The sequence below is a fragment of the Photobacterium panuliri genome (assembly GCF_059920555.1).
This window is the reverse complement of sequence record NZ_CP197193.1, coordinates 215,366-234,108: the sequence shown is the minus strand read 5'-3', so window position 1 is coordinate 234,108 and position 18,743 is coordinate 215,366. Positions and strand designations below refer to the sequence as shown.

Below are 18,743 nucleotides of genomic sequence, written 5' to 3'. Positions count from 1 at the left end.
ATGGGTAAACTTTTATTATTAGTCGCTTTAGTGGTCGTTGTCTTTTTGGCAAACCGGCCAGATAAAATGCCGACGGAATACTTGAATGTCTATAGTGCACAACCGTTCAATGACGGGAAAAAGATCGTCGGCGGCCCTTGCTTGGGGGAAAAATGCCTAACTGTATATGTCGCCCCTTGGTGTTCAACTTGCCATGCGCTCAATCCAATGATTATCTCTTTGGTAAACCAATTGGAATCCGAAGGGATCAGCGTAAATGTTGTCGTCGGCAAAGATAGCATCAATGAAGTAGAGTCTTATGCGAAAAAATACCCTTTCGATGTACTCACAGATCATGATGGACGCTTTTACCGCAAAGCGAAACTAAAAGGGGTGCCCTATTTCGCGGTAACCAACGTTCGTGGAGAAATCATCAATGACTACTTTGGCGGCTATACCGATGCCGATGTTATGAGGGATAAACTCGACATCTAATCGTCATTTCCCCAGTTACAGCTTATTGGTGTTCAGAACAAAAAAGTAACTGGGGTATAACGGCCAAATTAATCATATTCATAAATTACAAATGTATTTATAATACTTAATGATAAAATATCATTAAGGAGCTCTCTTGAACAATACTTGGAAACCTAAAGGGTGGATTGCTATTCTCTTTGGGCTATTTTTGCAGCCATTTGCGTTTTTATATGTAAACAATATTTTATTTTTTACTATTTACTTTTTCCTCTTTGTCGGGATAGCGATTACTCATGCACCGCTTCTTCTCATTTTAGTGTTCGTTTGTCCGGCGCATGCATTTTGGTTAGCACGAAAATATAATACCAACAAAAAAAGAATGTGGTATGCCAATGGGTGGAGAACATTATTCTGTGCCGTCTTCACCTCTGCGTTAATTCTATCTTTCAGAACTTTTTTCTTTGATTTTTTCCAAATACCAGCCAGTTCAATGTTTCCCACTCTAAACCCTGGCAACCATGTTATGGTTAACAAGTGGGGATACAAATTCTCCCCAGAGAACACGGCAGCAACTCTAAAAAGAGGAGAGATCATCGTATTCTCATATCCGCCAAAACCTGAAATCACTTACCTAAAACGTATCATTGGCCTGCCAGGCGATACCATCGTCTATAAAGATAAAAACATTTACTTAAAAAAGGCGTGTCATAACAACTCAGCAGAGTGTTCTGATTTCGAACTATTACCCAAAGAGAAATCACAACAAATCGATGATATAAACTCGCTGTATATTGAAAATAACGGTTCGAATCAGTACCAAATCCTATTAAATAGCTCCCGAAGAGATCTGACTAACCGCTACTTTGCGCCAAACACCCCACAACATGAAGGATGGACAGTACCTGATGGCCACTTTTTTGTGATGGGAGATAACCGCGACAACAGCGCAGATAGCCGTTACTGGGGATTTGTTCCGCAACAAAATATTATAGGAACGGTTATTTATAACTGGTAATACCGCGAAAAAAAGCCCCATTAGGGGCTTTTTTACTGTTTCAATAATGACGCTTATTCTTGCCAGCGTTTGAAAATAATCGAGGTATTAATCCCGCCGAATGCGAAATTGTTGCTCATCATATACTGGCAATCAATCTCACGGCCTTCACCTCGGATATAGTCCAAGTTACCGCAACGATCATCGATCTCGTCCAGATTCAATGTCGGGTTAAACCAACCAGCATGCATCATCTCTAGGCCCAGCCATGCTTCGATAGCACCACACGCGCCCAAAGTATGGCCTAAATAGCTCTTCAGCGAGCTAATTGGCGCATTATCACCGAAGATATTGGCAGTAGCGTTAGTTTCGGCGATATCCCCTTTTTCTGTCGCTGTACCGTGGGCAGAAATATAGTCAATGGCTTGAGCTGGCAAATTGGCATCCCTAAGCGCCATTTCCATACACCGCTGCATGGTTTCCATTGTCGGCTGGGTAACATGACTAGCATCGCAGTTGCTGGCAAAGCCAACAATTTCCGCGTAGATTTTAGCACCTCGTGCAACCGCATGCTCGTAATCCTCAAGCACCAAGGTTGCCGCCCCTTCACCGATCACCAAGCCATCACGATCACTATCGAACGGACGCGGCGTGGCCTTCGGGGTGTCATTTTTCAAACTGGTTGCAAAAAGGGTATCGAACACCGCCGATTCTGTCGGGCAAAGCTCTTCTGCGCCACCAGCAACCATCACCGCCTGATAGCCGTGCTTGATCGCCTCGTACGCATAACCAATTGCCTGACTGCCTGATGTACATGCACTGCTGGTTGGGATCACCCGCCCACGCAAGCCAAAGAACAGGCCCACGTTAACCGCCGTTGTATGCGGCATCATCTGAACATAAGTCGTCGCAGTAATGGCTCTGGTATCTTTTTCATTGAGCATCACGCCAAATGCACCAATTGCCGGGGTACTCCCCGTTGATGAGCCGTATGCAATACCCGTTGAACCATCGTTCAGCACTTCACTGCCCAACAAGCCACTTTGGGCCAACGCATTTTCCGTAGCCACTGTCGACAGCCGGGAGACACGCCCCATGCCCCGAACCTGCTTGCGGGTATAGTGCGAAGGCAGCTCGAAGTTCTCTATCGGGGATGCCAGCTTAGTATTGAGGCCATTGAACTCTTCATAGCTCTGCATATACTGGATCGCGTTTTCACACGCACGCAACTTCGGTTCGACCGTTTGCCAATCATTACCGAACGCTGTCACACCTGACATTCCAGTAACAACAACACGACGACTCATATCAAACCTCCATTAACAGAAATAACCTGACGGGTAACATAACCTGCAATATCCGACATCAAGTAGCTTACCAAACCCGCTACCTCTTCCGGCTCACCCATACGGCGAAGCGGCACCTGCGGCAACGCATGCTCTTTGACATGCTCATCAACCATTCCGGTATCAATCAAGCCCGGTGCAACACAGTTAACGGTAATTTTACGCTTGGCCAACTCAAGAGCCAGTGCCTTGGTGGCACCAATAACCCCAGCCTTTGCTGCACTGTAATTAGTCTGGCCTCGGTTCCCCATCATGCCGGATACCGATGCAAGGGTCACAATGCGTCCCCCTTTGCGCAGTTTTACCATCGGCATGACGCATGGGTGCAACACGTTGTAAAAACTATCGAGATTGGTATGGATCACGCCATCCCACTCTTCCTCGGTCATCGCAGGAAATGCCGTGTCACGGGTGATGCCAGCATTGCTCACGACACCGTAATAAGCGCCATGCTCGGCAATATCAGCTTCTAGCACCTCGCGGCACTGCGCCCGATCGCTAATATCAAATTGAATCAAGCGGCCTTGGCCGCCACTGCTCTCAATGTCATTCAGGGTTGCCTGCGCCCCTGCCGCATCACTCATGTAGTGGACCGCGATAGTAAACCCATCTGCAGCAAGTTGTTTGGCAATCGCACGGCCAATGCCTTTGCTTGCCCCTGTCACTAGTACCTGTCGCATCATCGCTGTTCCTACTTAAGCATTTCGTCTAATTTGTCTTGGGAGGGTACAAAAACGTTCAACTGACTGGTTGCCAAAAGCGTACCATTTTGCTCAATTCGACAACTAAATACCGCCATCCCATTGTTTTCCATTACTTTCTCGCCATAAACATCAAGCATTACATCACAGTCAAACTGGTGGCAATGGGCTTGATAACGTCGGCTACCCAATAAAAAGCCTATCGGTGACACCTCGCCTTTGAGCCACGCATGATAGCCAGACCAGCCCCCGATTGTCTGAGCCATATATTCGATCCCAACATAACCGGGAACGCCATTTTTTGCCTCGTCGAAAAACAAGTCGGTACGGCTTGGCGTCACTCGACAATGAACTGTCAGCTCATCCACAGCCACGAGGTCGTCAACCAAAATCATCGGTTGCTCATGGGGGATTAACTGGTGAAGGTGTGGAATGTTAGTCATTGGCGTACCCAAAAATTAAACTGATATTATTACCGCCGAACGCGAATGAATTACTGAGGATGGCATTTTTCGCTAACACCGTACCTTCTGCCACTAGCTGGATAGGTGCCAATTCAGGATCAACCTCGCCATCATTGGTCTGAACCGGTAACAGCAGCCCATAGCGCAGGATATGCCAGCAAATTGCCGCCTCAACGGCGCTGGCAGCCCCAAGAGTATGCCCGGTCATCGGTTTGGTTGAGCTTACCGGCACCCTATCAGCAAATACTTGGCAGATCGCCTTGGATTCCATTGCATCATTTAAGGGGGTGGCTGTACCGTGGGCATTGATATAACCAATGTCATCTGCTGTCATGCCAGCATCGGCAAGGGCTTTTTGCATCGCTTCCACCGCCCCCTTACCTTCAGGATGGGGCGCTGAAATATGGTGAGCATCGGAGCTGTCTCCGGCACCTAACAAGGCGATTCGTGGGCCTTGCTCTTCAGAGTCTTCTGCCGCCAAAGAAAGCAACATAAATGCCGCCGCCTCGCCGATATTGATGCCATTGCGGTTTGCGCTAAAAGGGTTACACAACGAAGAAGAAAGCGCTTCCAGACCATTAAAACCATTTAGAGTCAGCTGGCAAATCGAGTCTGCACCACCCACAATCACCGCGTCAGCCAGCCCGGCTTTCAGCAAACGACGCGCAGAGAGAAAAACCCGACCGCTCGACGAGCAGGCGGTTGAAACCGTATATGCCGGCCCCTCTAAACCAAAATAGTCAGCAATAAACTCACCAAGATTCCCCACTTCCTGAACCTGATAATGGTAATGATTGGGAAACTCGCCGCTCTTGAGCTGCTCCGACAATGCCAATTCACCATCGGCAATACCCGACGTGCTGGTACCGACCACGACCGCTACACGATCTGTGCCATACTTGGCGACCGCACGGGTGACATTATCTTCAATTTGCGCCAACGCACTCATCGCCAAGCGATTATTGCGAGTGTCATACTGTTTCAGCCTCTCCGGCATTGATGGCAGCGACGATGTCACCTTGCCAATCACCGTCTCTCCCCCATTATTGAGACAATTTGAAACAAGATGCATATCAGGTGAACAACCTAGGCCAAGGCGGTGATGAATGGTATGCACATCGATACCTAGCGCCGAGTTAAACCCGCATCCATGTATGTACACAGGTGATGGATATTTAGTATTCATAGTCTCAGTCATTACCTTGTTCTACGTTATTCTGACTGTAAGTTAATGTTTTTATAGAAATAACATATCCTAACTGCATGTTCTTAAAAATAATTTCACCGTCAAGGCGCGGTACTGCCCGATATTGGATATCAATCACAACCTGCTGGTTGCTATCAAGCAACTGGCGACGTCCCTGCGTATCAACCAAGGACATCCCCTGTACAGCCAGTAACGGCTGCCACGCTTCTACCGGCCACAGTGTCAGCATGATATTAAATAGCACCTGTTCGGGTTGCGGCAGGCTTGCCGCGAGTCCCGGCATTATATAACTGTCAAACCGATGATCTTGGTAGGCCAGGCTAAACAACCTCGTCCCCCAAGATGAAAACCCAGCCAAGACGATTTTTGCAGGTGTCACTTCCAGCTGTACTGGCAGCTGATGCGTTTCTTCCTGCCAAGTCGCCGTGATCAATTGGCTGGCCGTCAAATTGGCACCATACTGAAAGGGCTGCGGCAAAACAACGGACTTGCCCGCAACCACTTCCACCTTATTGGCGACCACGGCCATATCGGTTTCCTGCTCCGACACCGTTTCTGATGATAACAAACCGCACCCTGATAGCCACAGTGGCAAACCAAGAATGATTGCCTTCAACACGCTGTGCTTGTTCATACTTTCTCCATCACGGCTGTTGCTCCCGCCGTATCTTCGCCGACCACGCGATCCCGGGCGAGTGGTGCCAATAACCATGCGGTTAGTATCCCTGTCAGCACCGTCACCCCAAAACTGTGTATCGCCTGCGTTGCGCTGAGAGACAACAACCCAAAAGACAATATTGTCGTTACCGCAGACAAGGTAATCGCCAGCAAGGTTGTCTGCCCCTGCGAGCGCTCGGCAAAGAACAGCGAATAGTCAATGCCAATCCCTAGGATCAAAAACAGCCCCAGCAAGTTGAATAGATTAAGCGGCACACCGGTAAATCCCGCAATTCCCACCCCAACAACACATGCAATTGCCGGCGCTGAAATCACACGGATCCCCTTGACGACACCATAACGCCAAAAAAGGATCAGCAGGATCCCCAACGCCGCCAAAGCAAATAGCTCTGTAACATGTTGCCGGTAGATCCCAAATAGCGACGACACCTCTCGCGCTTTATCCAGATATAGGACATTCGGTTGGGAAGCCGCATAACTGATAATCACGTCTGGCTGAGTAACGCCCTTGAGCAAAATCACCGAGGCAAACAGATCACCCTGCTTACCCAGCCACAAAAAACGCAGGGGAGCCGAAGCCGGTGAACGTAAAAAATCATCCATCGTAAGCGGTTTAAAATCTGCTTTGAACTCCACGGTTTTCTGCAGTCCCAGACTGTTGGCAAGCTGAGATCCATACTGCTGGTAGAGGTTGCTGACCAACTGATAATTTTCTTCCTGCCATTTTGCCGACGGCACATACTGGGCAAGGCTCTGATAACCCGCTAATGCTGGATGCTTATCCCGCACCATACCATCAAGCGATTGGCCTACCCGCTCCAGCGCCTGCAAAAGTTGCTCTGGCTTATTGCCTGTCACCAACAACATCTGCTGGCCGCCATCCATGCCAGTGATGGCCTTGACCGATTGCTCCTGCTGCTTCAGATCGGCAGGCAGCGCCTGCAACTGGCGGATATCATCATCATAACCGGCCCGAAATGTCCCTAGCACTGATATCGCTACACAAAAAACAGGCAGTGCGATACGCACGCTTGGTCGTTGCCAGATAGCCAGCCATGCCGCCATCGCCCCGCGAAGTGGCAGCAACCTGTCACCACCAGACTTGGCGGCAAGGATAGGATACCAACAAACTACCGTTGCATAAGCCGCGACCAAGCCCACCGCAGAAAAGAGGGAGAGCTGCTGCAAGCCGGGAAATGGCGCTGCCATCATGCACAAATAGCCGACAAGGCTCATCAGCATACCCAGCGTGATGGCGACAAAAATTTGGGACAATCCCTTACTCGCCTGCCACTGTTTGCCAGCAGCCAGTCGCTCGGTAAGAAAATGCAGCGAATAGTCGATCGAAACCCCGATCAGACTGGCTCCGAACACCAAACTGAACAAATGGATCTTACCAAAGATGGCAACCGTCGTCGCCAAGGCGACCAACAAGCCACAGCCTATCGATAACAAAGACAAGACCAGTGGCAACGGGCTGCGAAAGACGACCACCAGCAACAGTACCACTCCGATGAGCGAGCCCACCCCGATAGTACTGATTTCTGACTTGGCGCTGTTAGTGCCATGGGCGGCATAGTAGATAACGCCGGTATGCAGCAGGCTCACCTCGAACTGGCTTTCAACGGAATGCTCGATGGCTGCCAATTCCGGAAGCTTGACCTGCAACTCTGGGCTATAGGCGGATCCTGATAGATCTGCCGTGATCAACAGATAATGCTTACCTTGGTAATCTGTCGTCAAAAATCCCTGTTCTATCCGCACATTGCCACTTCGCTTGCCCAACTCACCAAGATAACCGCGAAACAGCAAAAACGGATCGGAGGCCAGCTCCTGCCCCGTCACCCCGGAGAACGGATTGTAAAGCGCCTGCAAGACTGCCTGCACACGCTGTTCGGGCGTATTTTCCAGCTGGTTTCTCTGCTCTGTCGTCAACAACTGCGCACGATGCGGGAAGTACAGTTTCCCCCAAGCCTGCTGTTGAGATTCACTGACCGTCGAGGTCACTTGCTTAAACAAGCCAATGGAAGCGATTTGCTGTGAAAATTCACGACCAGCCTCAAACAAGTGTGACTTGTCGTTACTGCCAACTACAAATATAACCTTGTCGCTCAAGCTACCGGCAATTTGCTCAAACGCCGCATCAGCTAAGGGTTGCTGCTGATTGGCAGGCAGCAGCGCAAGGATATTTGTTTCAATCGGCAACGGCCGATCAGAGAGGAACTGCTTACCCAAAAGCAGTAAGGTCGCCAGCATGATGATCAGCCAGCAGACCGCACGTTTAGAAATCAAAAGCACGTTGTTCGTCTTTGGTCAATGTATTCGGCAGGGCGGACTGGTTGGTAAAACTCAATACGGTAATATCACCGCGCTTTTCGGTTAGGACCAAACGATCAATGAAATCATGCCCTTCGAGCTCAATCGAGGTAAATACCGCATTTAACGGTGCAGTTTTAGGCGTCAAGACCAAATGCCACTGCTGTTTGCCAACGCTCTCTGTCACGGCAGTCTCAGCAGAACCTTTGAATGTCAGTTCAAACTGCTCGCTCAACTGAGCGGTTTCCCCACGGAAAAGATCGAGGAACAGATGACTAAAATAAAACACCATCGGATTTTGCTCGGCAGCCATGACCTCTGGCGCAGCGCCACCAAAGGATTGACTGAGCTTGTCTTGGGTCAGTACCAGAGATACGGGAAACGGCTGGGTCTGCTGCCAGTGTAAACCGTACTCTTTGGCCAAAACAAAATGCCCCGATGACACCAAGGGGGCACTGAACATCTCCATCTTACGCTCTTGCTCGAAATCCCCCCTCACCACAGGATGCTCAGCTAACTGCTGTTGGATATCATCAAGTGTTACGGCATGAGCAGGCATCATGCAAGAACCAACCAGCAAGGCTGCAGCACAGCCTAGCTGGTTCATATAGGCGCGTGCTATAACGCGCCAGCGATTACGCTTGGCTGTCATACCATGCCTCTAGTTTACGGGTAAAAGCAGTCGGTGAGACAAAACACATCTCACCGCCATCGATAGTCACAGCCACCTGCATGGTATGGGCTTTAGTCATTCGCCCTCCCGTTTCTGCATCATAGATAACATAATCCACCCGCAACCGGTTTTCCCACTCCGTCAAGGTAGCAACCACTCTGATTTCATGGTTAAACGGGATCGGTTTAACGTACTTAACCCGGGTGTCAATAATCGGCCACACATACCCCGATGCTTGCATTTCGCGATAACCGTAGCCAATTTTGTCCATCATCACCCGCCGGGCTTCCTCGAAAAATCGGAAATAGTTCCCGTGGTAAACCACCCCCATCGGGTCCGCATCCTGAAATGCGGTGACCATGGTCACCTCGGCGCTCAATAATGTCTTGTTATCTAACATGGTGTGCCTTTTACAACTTAATACAGTGTCCAGTACTGCTGCTGGATCCGTGATACAAAATGACGTAGATCCGGCTCTAGTGGACGATCTTCCTCAACAAAGCGGAACTCGCTCAGTACCATTTCGTTCATCGTCTTCAATGCAAAGCTCATCTGCCTGTCATCGAGCTCTTCCTGACGGCGGCGAAGCTCTATCGCCTGTGTCGCAGCCAACAGTGATGCAGCCGTAACCTGTTCGGTTAACTCCAGCACCCGCAAGCAATCGCGCGAGGCAATCGTCCCCATACTGACTTTGTCTTGGTTATGACATTCGGTCGAGCGAGAGAAGACACTCGCAGGCATGGTATGTTTAAGAGCTTCAGCCGTCCATGCGGAGATACCGATCTGTACCGCTTTGAAACCGTGGTTAATCTGCATCCGCTCGCCCTGAGCCCCAGTCAGGTTGAAAGGCAGCCCGTTGTTGAACTTATAGTCCATCAACTGTGCCATTTGGCGATCCAACAAATCCGCGATATTGGCAACGGCCGTCTTCAGGGTATCCATCGCCATCGCGATATGGCCGCCATAGAAGTGACCGCCATGCAGTACGCGCTCGTTATCACCGTCGATAATCGGGTTGTCGTTGGCGCTGTTGAGCTCGTTCTCAATCAGCTGACGCAGCCAAGGCAGGCTATCTTGCAGCACCCCAATCACATGCGGGGCACAACGTAGCGAATAGCGGTCCTGAAGGCGGTCGCTATTGCTTGGCGGCTGATCAGCTTGCAGATCAGCGCGCAGCCAACCAGCAATCTGCTGTTGACCTGGATGCGGCTTCACCGCAAACAACGCCTCGTCAAAGTGGAAATCATTGCCCTTCATCGCAACAGATACCATCGCGGTGATCCGCGTGGAAAGCTGCGCCAGATACTCCGCTCGCTTATAGGCAAGACAAGCCAACGCTGTCATGACCGCAGTACCATTCATCAGCGCCAAACCTTCTTTGGGCTTGAGCTTGATTGGGGTGATATTGCACTCGGCAAACACCTCTAGGGTTGGGCGTAACTCCCCTTTGTAAAGTACCTCACGCTCACCAATCAATGCGGCAGCCAAGTAGGATAGCGGTGTCAAATCGCCACTTGCCCCTACTGACCCTTCTTGCGGGATTCGCGGTGAAATATCATGATTGATCAAGGCAATGATCTGGTTAAGCAAATCATGTGAAACACCTGAGACACCTTGAGCCAATGAACACAAGCGGGTTGCGAGAACGGCACGGGACTGCTGGTGATCAAGGTTTTCACCCAAGCCGCAACCGTGGAAACGCGTCAGGTGGAGCGGCAACTCGTCAACCAAGTTTGTCGGAATTGCAACGGTGCACGAATCACCATAACCCGTTGTAACCCCATAGATCACGCCTTCTTCTTTAAGTAGGCGTTCTAGAAACGCAACCCCACGATCGATTTTTGCCTGATACTCTGGGCTGCTATTAATTTCAGCCGAAGCACCGTTTGCGATAGCGACAACATCTTCGATAGTCAGTCGCCCTGCACCGAATAATACAGTTTGTTCTTGGTTATTTTGCATCACTTTTTTCACTCAATCGCCAGAAATTGAAGAAGTTGTACCATTGCAGAGGAGCCTTTAGCGTGTAGGCTTCCAAACGCTGGGCATAGCGGACAACAACTGCATTGAGTGCCTCTTGTCGTTGCCCTCTCGGCAGTTTGATTTGTTCGGAGAATGGTTCGAAATATACGTTAAACCGCACCTTTTGCTGACTCTCATCACGCAGGCCAAACAATAGGTAAACGGGCGCTTTCAATATCGCCCCCAACATAAACGGGCCTTGGGGGAACGGCGCTGGTTTGCCGAGAAAATCCGCCCAAACTGCACGTTCTTGCTTGGTCACGGAAGTACGATCACCGACAATCACCACCCATTCACCTTGTTCAAGCTTTTGCTCGAGGAGAATTGCCGTTTCAGGCCCGATATCAGCAACCTGAATAAGATTAAGCGCAGAATCGGGGTTCACCGCCTTCATCACATTATTGAAGCGCTCGGCATGTTCGGTAAAAACCAGAGCATTGATTTTCACATTTTTATAATGACTGCTCAGGGCTCGGCACAGCTCCAGATTACCCAGATGCGAACCTAGAATAACGATCCCACGTTGCTTGGCCAATACCGCATCGACGTGCTCCTGGCCATGAATCGTCAAGTCTTTAAAACTAAAATCACCACGCCAAGCCGCCAGCTTGTCGAGCATCGTAAGACCGAATGAATACATGTGTTGGTAGCTGGTCAGGGAGGACGCCTCAACGGGCAGCGTTATATTATTGCTGTCGGCATAATGCTTAAGTTGGGTCAAATACAGCTCTGAAGCATCGCGAGCCGTGGTTCCGGTACGGTGGTAGTAAGCCATCACCAACTTCAGTAAAGCACGAAACGCCTTCGCACCAAGCAAAGAGTAAACGGCAAGAAGGCACTTAATACCGAGGATCGTGCCGCGCTCACGGTGCGAGGACCAATGCGCAGCCTCAGGGTTCTTACGTTTTAGCAGCGCAGGTATACGCGGTAACATACCCAAAAATAGTTTGGTATGCATGGCACTGATTTTTACGTTGTCCCACAGTGCATCGAAATGGGAGATACCACCTTCAGGATAAATCACGCGAGTATCGACAAAACGGACATCACAGCCGTCCCAATACATCCGAACCATGATTTCAGTATCAAAGTCCATCCGACGGCCGATCCTCGGATTGCGATCCAGTACTTTAATAACACGGGCAACCGGATAAGCACGAAAACCACACATGCTGTCCTTGATAGCAAACGACAACGTTTCGATCCAGACCCAGATATGGGTGGCATAGCGGCCGTATAGACGCGACTTTGGCACGGATTCATCATACACCGGCTGCCCCGACACCAAAGATGTCAAATGCTCGGCCGATGTCGCGATCAATTTAGGCAAGGCTTTGATGTCATGCTGGCCATCGGCATCAATCTGGATGGCGTGGGTATAGCTTTGGCGAAATGCCTCTTGCATCCCAACGATCATCGCCCCACCCTTCCCCTGGTTCTTATCAAGCGTAACCAAGGTGACATTATTGCGGCGACTTTGCTCTGCCAATATCGCTTTGGTATTCGCATCACTGCCATCGTCAACGATAATCACAGGGTAGGGATAAGGTTGCAGAGAATCCAATACCGCACCTATCGTACTGCCGTGATTGTAACAAGGGATCAAGAAACAGGGAAAGAAGGTGCTCATTGAGCCATATCCAACTTAATACGGCCAGACGAATGTACCGCTGCTTGCTCCCCGTCGCTATCTACTGAGCGGTAGCAAAAATGTAGCTTTTCTTTCTCGGCGTTCCATTCAAGTTCCAACTCAATCTCGGCGCCCGGAAGAATCGGAGCCTGAAACTTGATCACTTCCATCCCACCAAATTGCGCAGGGATATCAAGCAGTGCGATACCGAACTCTACAGCCCAATGAATTTGCGTTACCCCGGGAAGCAACGGATGAGACGTAAAGTGCCCTTTAAAGTCAACGATATCAGCGTCGACCATCAGGCTGAGAACAGCATGGTTTCCATCAACTTCCTGACGTAATATTGTCGGCTTGCGTTTAGTTGTTATCATGTTCTTTTCTGCTTGTGTATTACTGTTCAATCTTGTGCGAAAAGAGCTTCCAGCTCCCTAACCAGCCGTTTCCCCTGGCTATTTAACGGTATCTCATCGACAAACCGAAAGCGCCTAGGAATACCCACCGGTTCAATCCAGCGGCGGAGCTGCTGCCTTAGCTCAATCCAGAACTTGCCTTTTCCGCAGGCTTGTAAATGTCGATCGCCATCATCAGTCAAGGTCACAACCGCAGATATGACGATCCGTCCCCCCTGCTCAAGGGTCAATACTGCGGCTTCTTCGATCCATGTAAGCTGGCACAATCGCCGTTCAATTTCAGTTAGCGATATACGTTTTTCTTCAATTTTAACTACGCGATCGGTGCGTCCCAGAAGTATAAAGTCGCGATCCCCGACAAACTGACATTGATCAGTGGTTTGATAGTCATTTTCCTGATCAACAAACGGCGAACGAACTTTTAGACACCCTTCAGCGTTAAGCGATGCATCAATAACGTCAAACAATGCCCACGGCGTGGTCGCGGCAACTTGCTGGCGAAATGCTATCCCGCCTGTTTCCGTGCTACCAAACACCTCGATAGGCAAGTGCCCGAGTATCTTCAAAGCATCGTGGGCTGCCGATTCAGACAACGGTCCACCAGAAGAGAAGACCGCACGATAGCTATCCCCCGTCTCCTCCCCCGCCAATCGCTTCAAAAGCGCCGGACTGGTAATCAATGCGGTATCCAAAGCGGCTTTTGCTGTAACCTGCTCAGGATAAATCAAATCACGTCGAGCAAAGACCCTCCCGCTGCACAGCGGCCACAACACACGAAACAACAAACCATAAATATGCTGATGGGAAACCGTGCTAACTACTTGGCTGGCCTTAAGCTGGCTCCCCCAGTTAGCTTCAAGCTGGGTGATCTCTGCTTCCAATTGGACCAAGGTTTTTGCAATGGCTTTGGCCTTGCCACTCGAGCCAGACGTAAACAAGGTTATCTTAACCATGCCGGGCTGTAATGGGGCCAGCTGAAATGATGGGGCGGGCTGTTGCGCGTCATATGGCAACGCCAACTGGGGGCAGGTAAAACCAAGTAGCTCTTGCCTGTCATGCAGCAGAGCATCGAAATGCGCTTGCAGTTCATCCAGTGCAGATGGCTGATGATTACCCGGTAAAACAATCTCTTTACCGGCATGGGCAGCAGCGAAAAGAGCAACGGCGAAATAGTAGCTATCGTCAAAACACAACGCCCACTTCATGTAAGAAGACGTTTTTAACGTTGCCGCAAGACCCAGAACATCACGCTGGAAACAGGACCAAGAAACGCTATCATTATCCAGACCGGCTACAATAGCCTGCCCGCTACGGTTCGCCAAAAGCAAGCTCGACAGAGACACAAACTCGTCATTATCAAGCGTAGGTTCCGGTAACCGTTGTGAATATTCCAGACTGTATGGTTTTGGATTCAACACTGCACTCCGCTTATTGGTTGATTTGTTTTCTCTGTACCCTCTGCCGAACTAACCATTCTACGGCAAACAACGAACCAGCCAGTAAATAGCTAATCATGCCGTTGTACCATGTCCACACAGTCAGTGGCGCGAAGCAGGTTCCAAGAGCTATCAAGCCGTTGACAATAAAAAAGACACACCAGACAATCGTGACCTTACGCGTATAGCGTACGCCACTGGGCGGCAAATCAGGATCCTGTAGCCTAGCCAAGCGTTCTACCAAGGTTTGTTCTTGCGTCAGACTCGAAGCAAAAACCATCAGCATTGTCGCGTTCACGATTACCGGATAAAACGTCAACCAACCGTGCTCTTTAAAAACACTGCCGAGCACGGCCAAAAAGATACCAGCCCCCCCGGTGATCAGGGCGACATTACGCAGTTCTCGCAACTGAGTCTGCCGGCTTACAAATACCCGGAGTGCGAATAATACTGCCAAAAAAATGGCGACTGAGCCGATCCCCCAGCGGTGTAAACCAAAATACACCGCAAATGGGTATGCAAGCAGCGCAGTCGCGGAAAGAACGGTGAGAAACCGGTTCATTTATGCTTGTTGCAATAGAGTGACTACCGCATCTACCACATCATCAACAGTGCGTACGGCTTTGAACTCTTCTGGCTTGATTTTTTGTCCCGTTTCGTTTTGAAGGTGAACAACTAGATCAACCGCATCAATACTATCCAAATCAAGGTCTTGGTACAGATTAGCATCAGCGGTGACATCGTCAGGGTTCAACTCAAACAACTCAACCAAAACAGACTTTACCTGCTCAAAAACGTCACTGCGTTTTACGTCACTCATTATTCAATTATCCAGTGTTATGCTTTGTTACTAGAGATAAATGCCGCAAGGCTAGCTACTGAAGCAAAATGCTCTCGAGCCTTGGCATCATCAGCGTCAATTACGACATTGTATTGTTTTTTGACTGCCAAACCCAACTCCAGTGCGTCAATGGAGTCCAGACCCAACCCGTCGCCAAATAATGGCGCATCCGTTTCGATATCATCAATTGTGATATCTTCTAGGTTCAGCGCATCGATGATCAGTGTTTTGATTTCGTCTTGTAATGATTTCACGGTAACCTTCTTATTTGGATTAAATTTTAATGTTCTTTGGCCGGAAATATCACGTCTGCCAAATGTTGATTAAGCTGCCTTGCTGCAGCCGATAGTGAATCAGAATTCGCAATAAAACCGTTAATGTCGATTTTATCTTTAACCTCGACAAGGAAAAAAGGCTTTGTATCCGGAACCTGATACCATTTTTTCTGTTTGGTCAAGAAATCAGGGCTTACCGTGATATGTACTACACGCACATCCATCCCGGTACGTACCGCGATTTGCGCAGCACCACGCTGTAACGTAGGCTCTACCCCCGGCGTTGTGCGTGTCCCTTCAGGGAAAACCAGCAATACATTGCCATCATTTAACCGGTGACTACAATTTTCAAGCAGGCTTTCAGGATCGGTATTAGGGATATACCCCGCAGCTTTGACAACCCCTTTCATAAATGGATTATGCCAAATAGCCGCTTTCACCAGACAGTCACAATGCGGCAGACACGACCCAATCAATACATAGTCAATAAGGCTTGGGTGATTGGCGACTATCAGGCAGGCACGATCTGAACGGAGGGTTTCCGCACCAACGATTTTATAGTCAATCGCGCCGGAAAAGCGCATCATCTGACAAAACCAATTAAAAGCGCGTTGTATTGCGTGTTGTACAGCCTTTTCCCTTTCTCTTTCTTGTTTCGATTGCAAGCCGATAAGCGGAATAGCCACGAAGGTCAATCCCAGCGCACCAACCCCAAAAATACTAAAACACAAACCCGTTGCGAAAACGCGCCAGCATTTATCTAATTGGCGAACTCCCTGCCGCCACAGACTCATTCGGCTCACAGCTCGCTGTTCCATTCACTCACATTCCCACTGCCACTGGGTTCGCTTCCCGACCACTGTCCAGGCAGACTGCTTGCTCACAAGATTACTCACGACCTCAAAGGCGTGCGGCATATCAACCACCGCGTCAGTTTCTGACTTACTCCACGAAATCTGACAACTGTCTCCGCTTGAAAGCACCAGTCCCAACGCATAAGGCTGATACTGCCCGGTTTCAAATTGGCAATAAGGCGCAGGAAGCGGCTCGTCAAAATCCACAACTAATATACGATGTTCAGGGTTTTCAGATAGATAAGCGGCAGCTTCAATCAATGCTGAATGCAATGTTTGATCGCCGCTCCCCAAGGATGTCACCGGCACCGCCTGTTTGGTCACTATGGTATAGAGCCCCGCAGCCGTATTGTGCACTGATTGCGAAAAAGCCGTTGGCGATGCGTCTTCGCCACTAAGAATATCGCTCAACAAGCTAACCGTGCGTTGCAACTCTCCATGGCGACTAGAGAAAATAATGAAATCTATTTGGCTACCGTTAACCAACTCAATCGCAGTCTGAATCGCTAACTTGCTTAGCGAGCTCATTCTTCTTCGCTGCATCGGTGGAATATGATTTGCAGGTGTGCCATCAAGTTGCTGGGGCCAAACGTGATTATTTGCTGCCCATACCTGCCAGTCACTTTTCGTCAACAGACCTGGCGATAATGCTTGCCAGCAGTCAATATTGAATCTTATTTTATTCATTCGTTTAGTCGTTAACTGATGACTACCTGACATATTCCCAGCATCTCGCTTCTATCCAATCGAGCTAGGATAATATTAATTTTAGACTTTTGGTATCAAATATTAAAACTCGAGTTCAATTAGACTAATTTTTCAACAAACTTCACATTTTGGCGTTTACTTTCCAAACAACAAATACTTAGCATCAACCTTACCCTGATTTCCATCAAATAAGCCAACCACATAACGCATTGATATCAAAGGGCACAGCGGGTAAGTTTCGACTTTGGTGCTAATATCAACTCAGAAAATATATTATTTTCAACTCTCTGCCAAAACACAAACAGAACAGTGTACAGATTGATCGCTGAGTTGTTACTTATATAATTCACCAATAACATATTTGATGAAGACATGAAATATACAAACAGTCGTATACCTTTACCTGATACAATATATGCCTGAGAAATATAAACCTCGCCTAATGTTTTATATATTTCCATATTCTATTATTTAGCAAAGTTACTGCTTATAAAGAAGTTTTACATCTATTTTCAGATTATCCCTCTTCAAGCCACATGAAAGACTAAACAATTCCCTTCTTTACTTGAAACACCTTAGGGTTTTATACAGAATAGGCTCCAAACAAACGAGGATCATTTCTAATGATCTATCCACTCAAAAGTTGGAATTTCTTGTGACATCATATCAAACCGATCCATTCAATGCTCTAGAAGCAAAAACCGAAGCGCAAAAAATCGCATTTGCCCCAATCGTCTTCCATACAGCACGTACTTTACGTGATTTAGGAATACTGTCGGTACTTGATGACGCAGGAAAAATCGGTTTGACAGCGAGTGAAATTGCAGAAAAAACCGGCGTATCAGAATACGGCGTCAAAGTCCTGCTTGATATGGCCTTGAGCGCACATATCGTCATTTGGCACAACCCTAATTATGTGTTGGCCAACTTGGGGTATTTCTTGAACAATGATGGCATGACACGCGCCAATCTCGATTTCACTGCTGATGTCTGTTACGCAGCGATGATGCACCTGACAGAAGCCATCAAGGAAGGTACGCCTGCTGGTCTGAAAGAGCTTGGTCCGTGGCCAACTATTTATGAAGGCCTATCCCAATTGCCGGAAAAAGCCAAGCAGAGCTGGTTTGAATTCGACCATTTCTACTCAGATCGCTCCTTCCCTATTCTGCTTGAGCGTATCTTCCAGTCTAAACCTAAAAAAATCTTTGATATCGGCGGCAACACGGGTAAATGGTCGCTTCAATGCTGTCAGTACGACAATGATGTTGAAATGACAATCATCGATTTGCCACAGCAAATTGAAATGGCGATGGGAAATGCACAAGCCAATGGTTTTGCAGACCGCATCAACGGCTACCCTGCCAATATGCTTGACCAAAACCAGCCATTGCCACAAGGAGCTGACATCTGGTGGATGAGCCAGTTCCTAGATTGTTTCTCGCCAATGGAAATTCTCAGCATCCTCAAACGCGTTCGCGCCGCCATGAGTGATGATGCTCGAGTGTACGTACTGGAACTATTTTGGGATGCCCAACGCTATGACGCAGCAGCATTCAGCTTAAATGCAACGTCTCTCTACTTTACTTGCCTAGCAAATGGCAACAGCCGTTTTTACCGCAGTGAAGACTTCCTTGAAATTGTTGCAGCAGCAGGCTTCGAAGTCGCGACCCGCACTGATGACATTGGTCTTGGTCATACCCTGCTTGAACTGCGAGCCGCATAATCCCTA

Annotated in this window: 20 protein-coding genes; 3 read left to right on the top strand and 17 right to left on the bottom strand. The window is 48.7% G+C overall.

Annotated features, from left to right (window positions below; genetic code table 11):
• Entirely contained in the window at positions 1-474 is a 474-nt protein-coding gene (locus ACSF8X_RS17205; RefSeq protein WP_500851780.1) for a TlpA family protein disulfide reductase, read from the top strand.
• A 136-nt stretch (positions 475-610) separates the two neighbouring features.
• Positions 611-1,471 (top strand): signal peptidase I, encoded by an 861-nt coding sequence (gene lepB / locus ACSF8X_RS17200; protein ID WP_500851779.1) that lies wholly within the window; start codon positions 611-613, stop codon positions 1,469-1,471.
• Positions 1,472-1,524: 53 nt separating this feature from the next.
• Here lepB and ACSF8X_RS17195 read toward each other — a convergent pair whose 3' ends face one another.
• The 17 genes from ACSF8X_RS17195 to ACSF8X_RS17115 are packed head-to-tail and all read right to left on the bottom strand — an operon-like array spanning position 1,525 to position 16,993.
• Entirely contained in the window at positions 1,525-2,757 is a 1,233-nt protein-coding gene (locus tag ACSF8X_RS17195) for a beta-ketoacyl-ACP synthase (protein ID WP_500851778.1), read from the bottom strand.
• Positions 2,754-3,479, bottom strand: a complete 726-nt coding sequence (locus ACSF8X_RS17190; protein WP_500851777.1) for a 3-ketoacyl-ACP reductase FabG2 — start codon at positions 3,477-3,479, stop codon at positions 2,754-2,756. Before ACSF8X_RS17190 ends, ACSF8X_RS17195 begins: the two co-directional genes overlap by 4 nt.
• Positions 3,480-3,487: 8 nt before the next feature.
• The gene (locus ACSF8X_RS17185) at positions 3,488-3,940 is read right to left on the bottom strand and encodes a hotdog family protein (protein WP_500851776.1); all 453 of its coding nucleotides are present in this window, start codon (positions 3,938-3,940) and stop codon (positions 3,488-3,490) included.
• Positions 3,933-5,147 carry a beta-ketoacyl-[acyl-carrier-protein] synthase family protein gene (locus tag ACSF8X_RS17180; protein ID WP_500851775.1) on the bottom strand — a complete coding sequence of 405 codons (1,215 nt, stop codon included), beginning with the start codon at positions 5,145-5,147 and terminating at the stop codon, positions 3,933-3,935. Before ACSF8X_RS17180 ends, ACSF8X_RS17185 begins: the two co-directional genes overlap by 8 nt.
• 4 nt (positions 5,148-5,151) lie before the next feature.
• Positions 5,152-5,802 (bottom strand): DUF3261 domain-containing protein, encoded by a 651-nt coding sequence (locus ACSF8X_RS17175; protein ID WP_500851774.1) that lies wholly within the window; start codon positions 5,800-5,802, stop codon positions 5,152-5,154.
• Positions 5,799-8,144 carry an MMPL family transporter gene (locus tag ACSF8X_RS17170; RefSeq protein ID WP_500851773.1) on the bottom strand — a complete coding sequence of 782 codons (2,346 nt, stop codon included), beginning with the start codon at positions 8,142-8,144 and terminating at the stop codon, positions 5,799-5,801. The genes ACSF8X_RS17175 and ACSF8X_RS17170 overlap by 4 nt, the downstream gene beginning before the upstream one ends.
• On the bottom strand, positions 8,128-8,769 hold the full coding sequence (locus tag ACSF8X_RS17165) for an outer membrane lipoprotein carrier protein LolA (protein ID WP_500852160.1): 642 nt from the start codon (positions 8,767-8,769) through the stop codon (positions 8,128-8,130). Before ACSF8X_RS17165 ends, ACSF8X_RS17170 begins: the two co-directional genes overlap by 17 nt.
• A gap of 28 nt (positions 8,770-8,797) precedes the next feature.
• Entirely contained in the window at positions 8,798-9,235 is a 438-nt protein-coding gene (locus ACSF8X_RS17160; protein WP_047879842.1) for an acyl-CoA thioesterase, read from the bottom strand.
• 17 nt (positions 9,236-9,252) lie between these two features.
• Entirely contained in the window at positions 9,253-10,797 is a 1,545-nt protein-coding gene (locus tag ACSF8X_RS17155; protein ID WP_047879841.1) for an HAL/PAL/TAL family ammonia-lyase, read from the bottom strand.
• Positions 10,787-12,487 carry a glycosyltransferase family 2 protein gene (locus ACSF8X_RS17150; protein ID WP_500851772.1) on the bottom strand — a complete coding sequence of 567 codons (1,701 nt, stop codon included), beginning with the start codon at positions 12,485-12,487 and terminating at the stop codon, positions 10,787-10,789. Before ACSF8X_RS17150 ends, ACSF8X_RS17155 begins: the two co-directional genes overlap by 11 nt.
• Positions 12,484-12,861, bottom strand: coding sequence for an ApeI family dehydratase (locus tag ACSF8X_RS17145; RefSeq protein ID WP_500851771.1), 378 nt, complete (start codon positions 12,859-12,861; stop codon positions 12,484-12,486). Before ACSF8X_RS17145 ends, ACSF8X_RS17150 begins: the two co-directional genes overlap by 4 nt.
• A gap of 26 nt (positions 12,862-12,887) precedes the next feature.
• Entirely contained in the window at positions 12,888-14,294 is a 1,407-nt protein-coding gene (locus tag ACSF8X_RS17140; protein WP_500852159.1) for an AMP-binding protein, read from the bottom strand.
• Positions 14,295-14,328: 34 nt separating this feature from the next.
• Positions 14,329-14,898, bottom strand: a complete 570-nt coding sequence (locus ACSF8X_RS17135; protein WP_500851770.1) for a COG4648 family protein — start codon at positions 14,896-14,898, stop codon at positions 14,329-14,331.
• Positions 14,899-15,156 carry an acyl carrier protein gene (locus ACSF8X_RS17130; protein ID WP_047879838.1) on the bottom strand — a complete coding sequence of 86 codons (258 nt, stop codon included), beginning with the start codon at positions 15,154-15,156 and terminating at the stop codon, positions 14,899-14,901.
• A gap of 17 nt (positions 15,157-15,173) precedes the next feature.
• A complete protein-coding gene (locus ACSF8X_RS17125; RefSeq protein WP_047879837.1) occupies positions 15,174-15,431 on the bottom strand; it encodes a phosphopantetheine-binding protein in 258 nt (85 codons plus the stop codon).
• A gap of 26 nt (positions 15,432-15,457) precedes the next feature.
• A complete protein-coding gene (locus ACSF8X_RS17120) occupies positions 15,458-16,270 on the bottom strand; it encodes a lysophospholipid acyltransferase family protein (protein ID WP_500851769.1) in 813 nt (270 codons plus the stop codon).
• The gene (locus tag ACSF8X_RS17115; protein ID WP_500851768.1) at positions 16,271-16,993 is read right to left on the bottom strand and encodes a beta-ketoacyl synthase chain length factor; all 723 of its coding nucleotides are present in this window, start codon (positions 16,991-16,993) and stop codon (positions 16,271-16,273) included.
• Positions 16,994-17,669: 676 nt separating this feature from the next.
• On the opposite strand from ACSF8X_RS17115, the gene ACSF8X_RS17110 reads away from it, so the two are divergent.
• Positions 17,670-18,737: a methyltransferase gene (locus ACSF8X_RS17110; RefSeq protein WP_500851767.1), complete on the top strand. Its 1,068-nt coding sequence runs from the start codon at positions 17,670-17,672 to the stop codon at positions 18,735-18,737.
• Positions 18,738-18,743: the final 6 nt, after the last annotated feature.

Bases quoted from the DNA above. Each gene is read 5' to 3' on its own strand.
- ACSF8X_RS17145 (WP_500851771.1), bottom strand. From the start codon at position 12,861: ATGATAACAACTAAACGCAAGCCGACAATATTACGTCAGGAAGTTGAT.
- ACSF8X_RS17115 (WP_500851768.1), bottom strand. From the start codon at position 16,993: ATGAATAAAATAAGATTCAATATTGACTGCTGGCAAGCATTATCGCCA.
- ACSF8X_RS17160 (WP_047879842.1), bottom strand. From the start codon at position 9,235: ATGTTAGATAACAAGACATTATTGAGCGCCGAGGTGACCATGGTCACC.
- ACSF8X_RS17195 (WP_500851778.1), bottom strand. From the start codon at position 2,757: ATGAGTCGTCGTGTTGTTGTTACTGGAATGTCAGGTGTGACAGCGTTC.
- ACSF8X_RS17190 (WP_500851777.1), bottom strand. From the start codon at position 3,479: ATGATGCGACAGGTACTAGTGACAGGGGCAAGCAAAGGCATTGGCCGT.
- ACSF8X_RS17180 (WP_500851775.1), bottom strand. From the start codon at position 5,147: ATGAATACTAAATATCCATCACCTGTGTACATACATGGATGCGGGTTT.
- ACSF8X_RS17175 (WP_500851774.1), bottom strand. From the start codon at position 5,802: ATGAACAAGCACAGCGTGTTGAAGGCAATCATTCTTGGTTTGCCACTG.
- ACSF8X_RS17155 (WP_047879841.1), bottom strand. From the start codon at position 10,797: ATGCAAAATAACCAAGAACAAACTGTATTATTCGGTGCAGGGCGACTG.
- ACSF8X_RS17150 (WP_500851772.1), bottom strand. From the start codon at position 12,487: ATGAGCACCTTCTTTCCCTGTTTCTTGATCCCTTGTTACAATCACGGC.
- ACSF8X_RS17205 (WP_500851780.1), top strand. From the start codon at position 1: ATGGGTAAACTTTTATTATTAGTCGCTTTAGTGGTCGTTGTCTTTTTG.
- ACSF8X_RS17135 (WP_500851770.1), bottom strand. From the start codon at position 14,898: ATGAACCGGTTTCTCACCGTTCTTTCCGCGACTGCGCTGCTTGCATAC.
- ACSF8X_RS17120 (WP_500851769.1), bottom strand. From the start codon at position 16,270: ATGGAACAGCGAGCTGTGAGCCGAATGAGTCTGTGGCGGCAGGGAGTT.
- ACSF8X_RS17185 (WP_500851776.1), bottom strand. From the start codon at position 3,940: ATGACTAACATTCCACACCTTCACCAGTTAATCCCCCATGAGCAACCG.
- ACSF8X_RS17130 (WP_047879838.1), bottom strand. From the start codon at position 15,156: ATGAGTGACGTAAAACGCAGTGACGTTTTTGAGCAGGTAAAGTCTGTT.
- ACSF8X_RS17165 (WP_500852160.1), bottom strand. From the start codon at position 8,769: ATGAACCAGCTAGGCTGTGCTGCAGCCTTGCTGGTTGGTTCTTGCATG.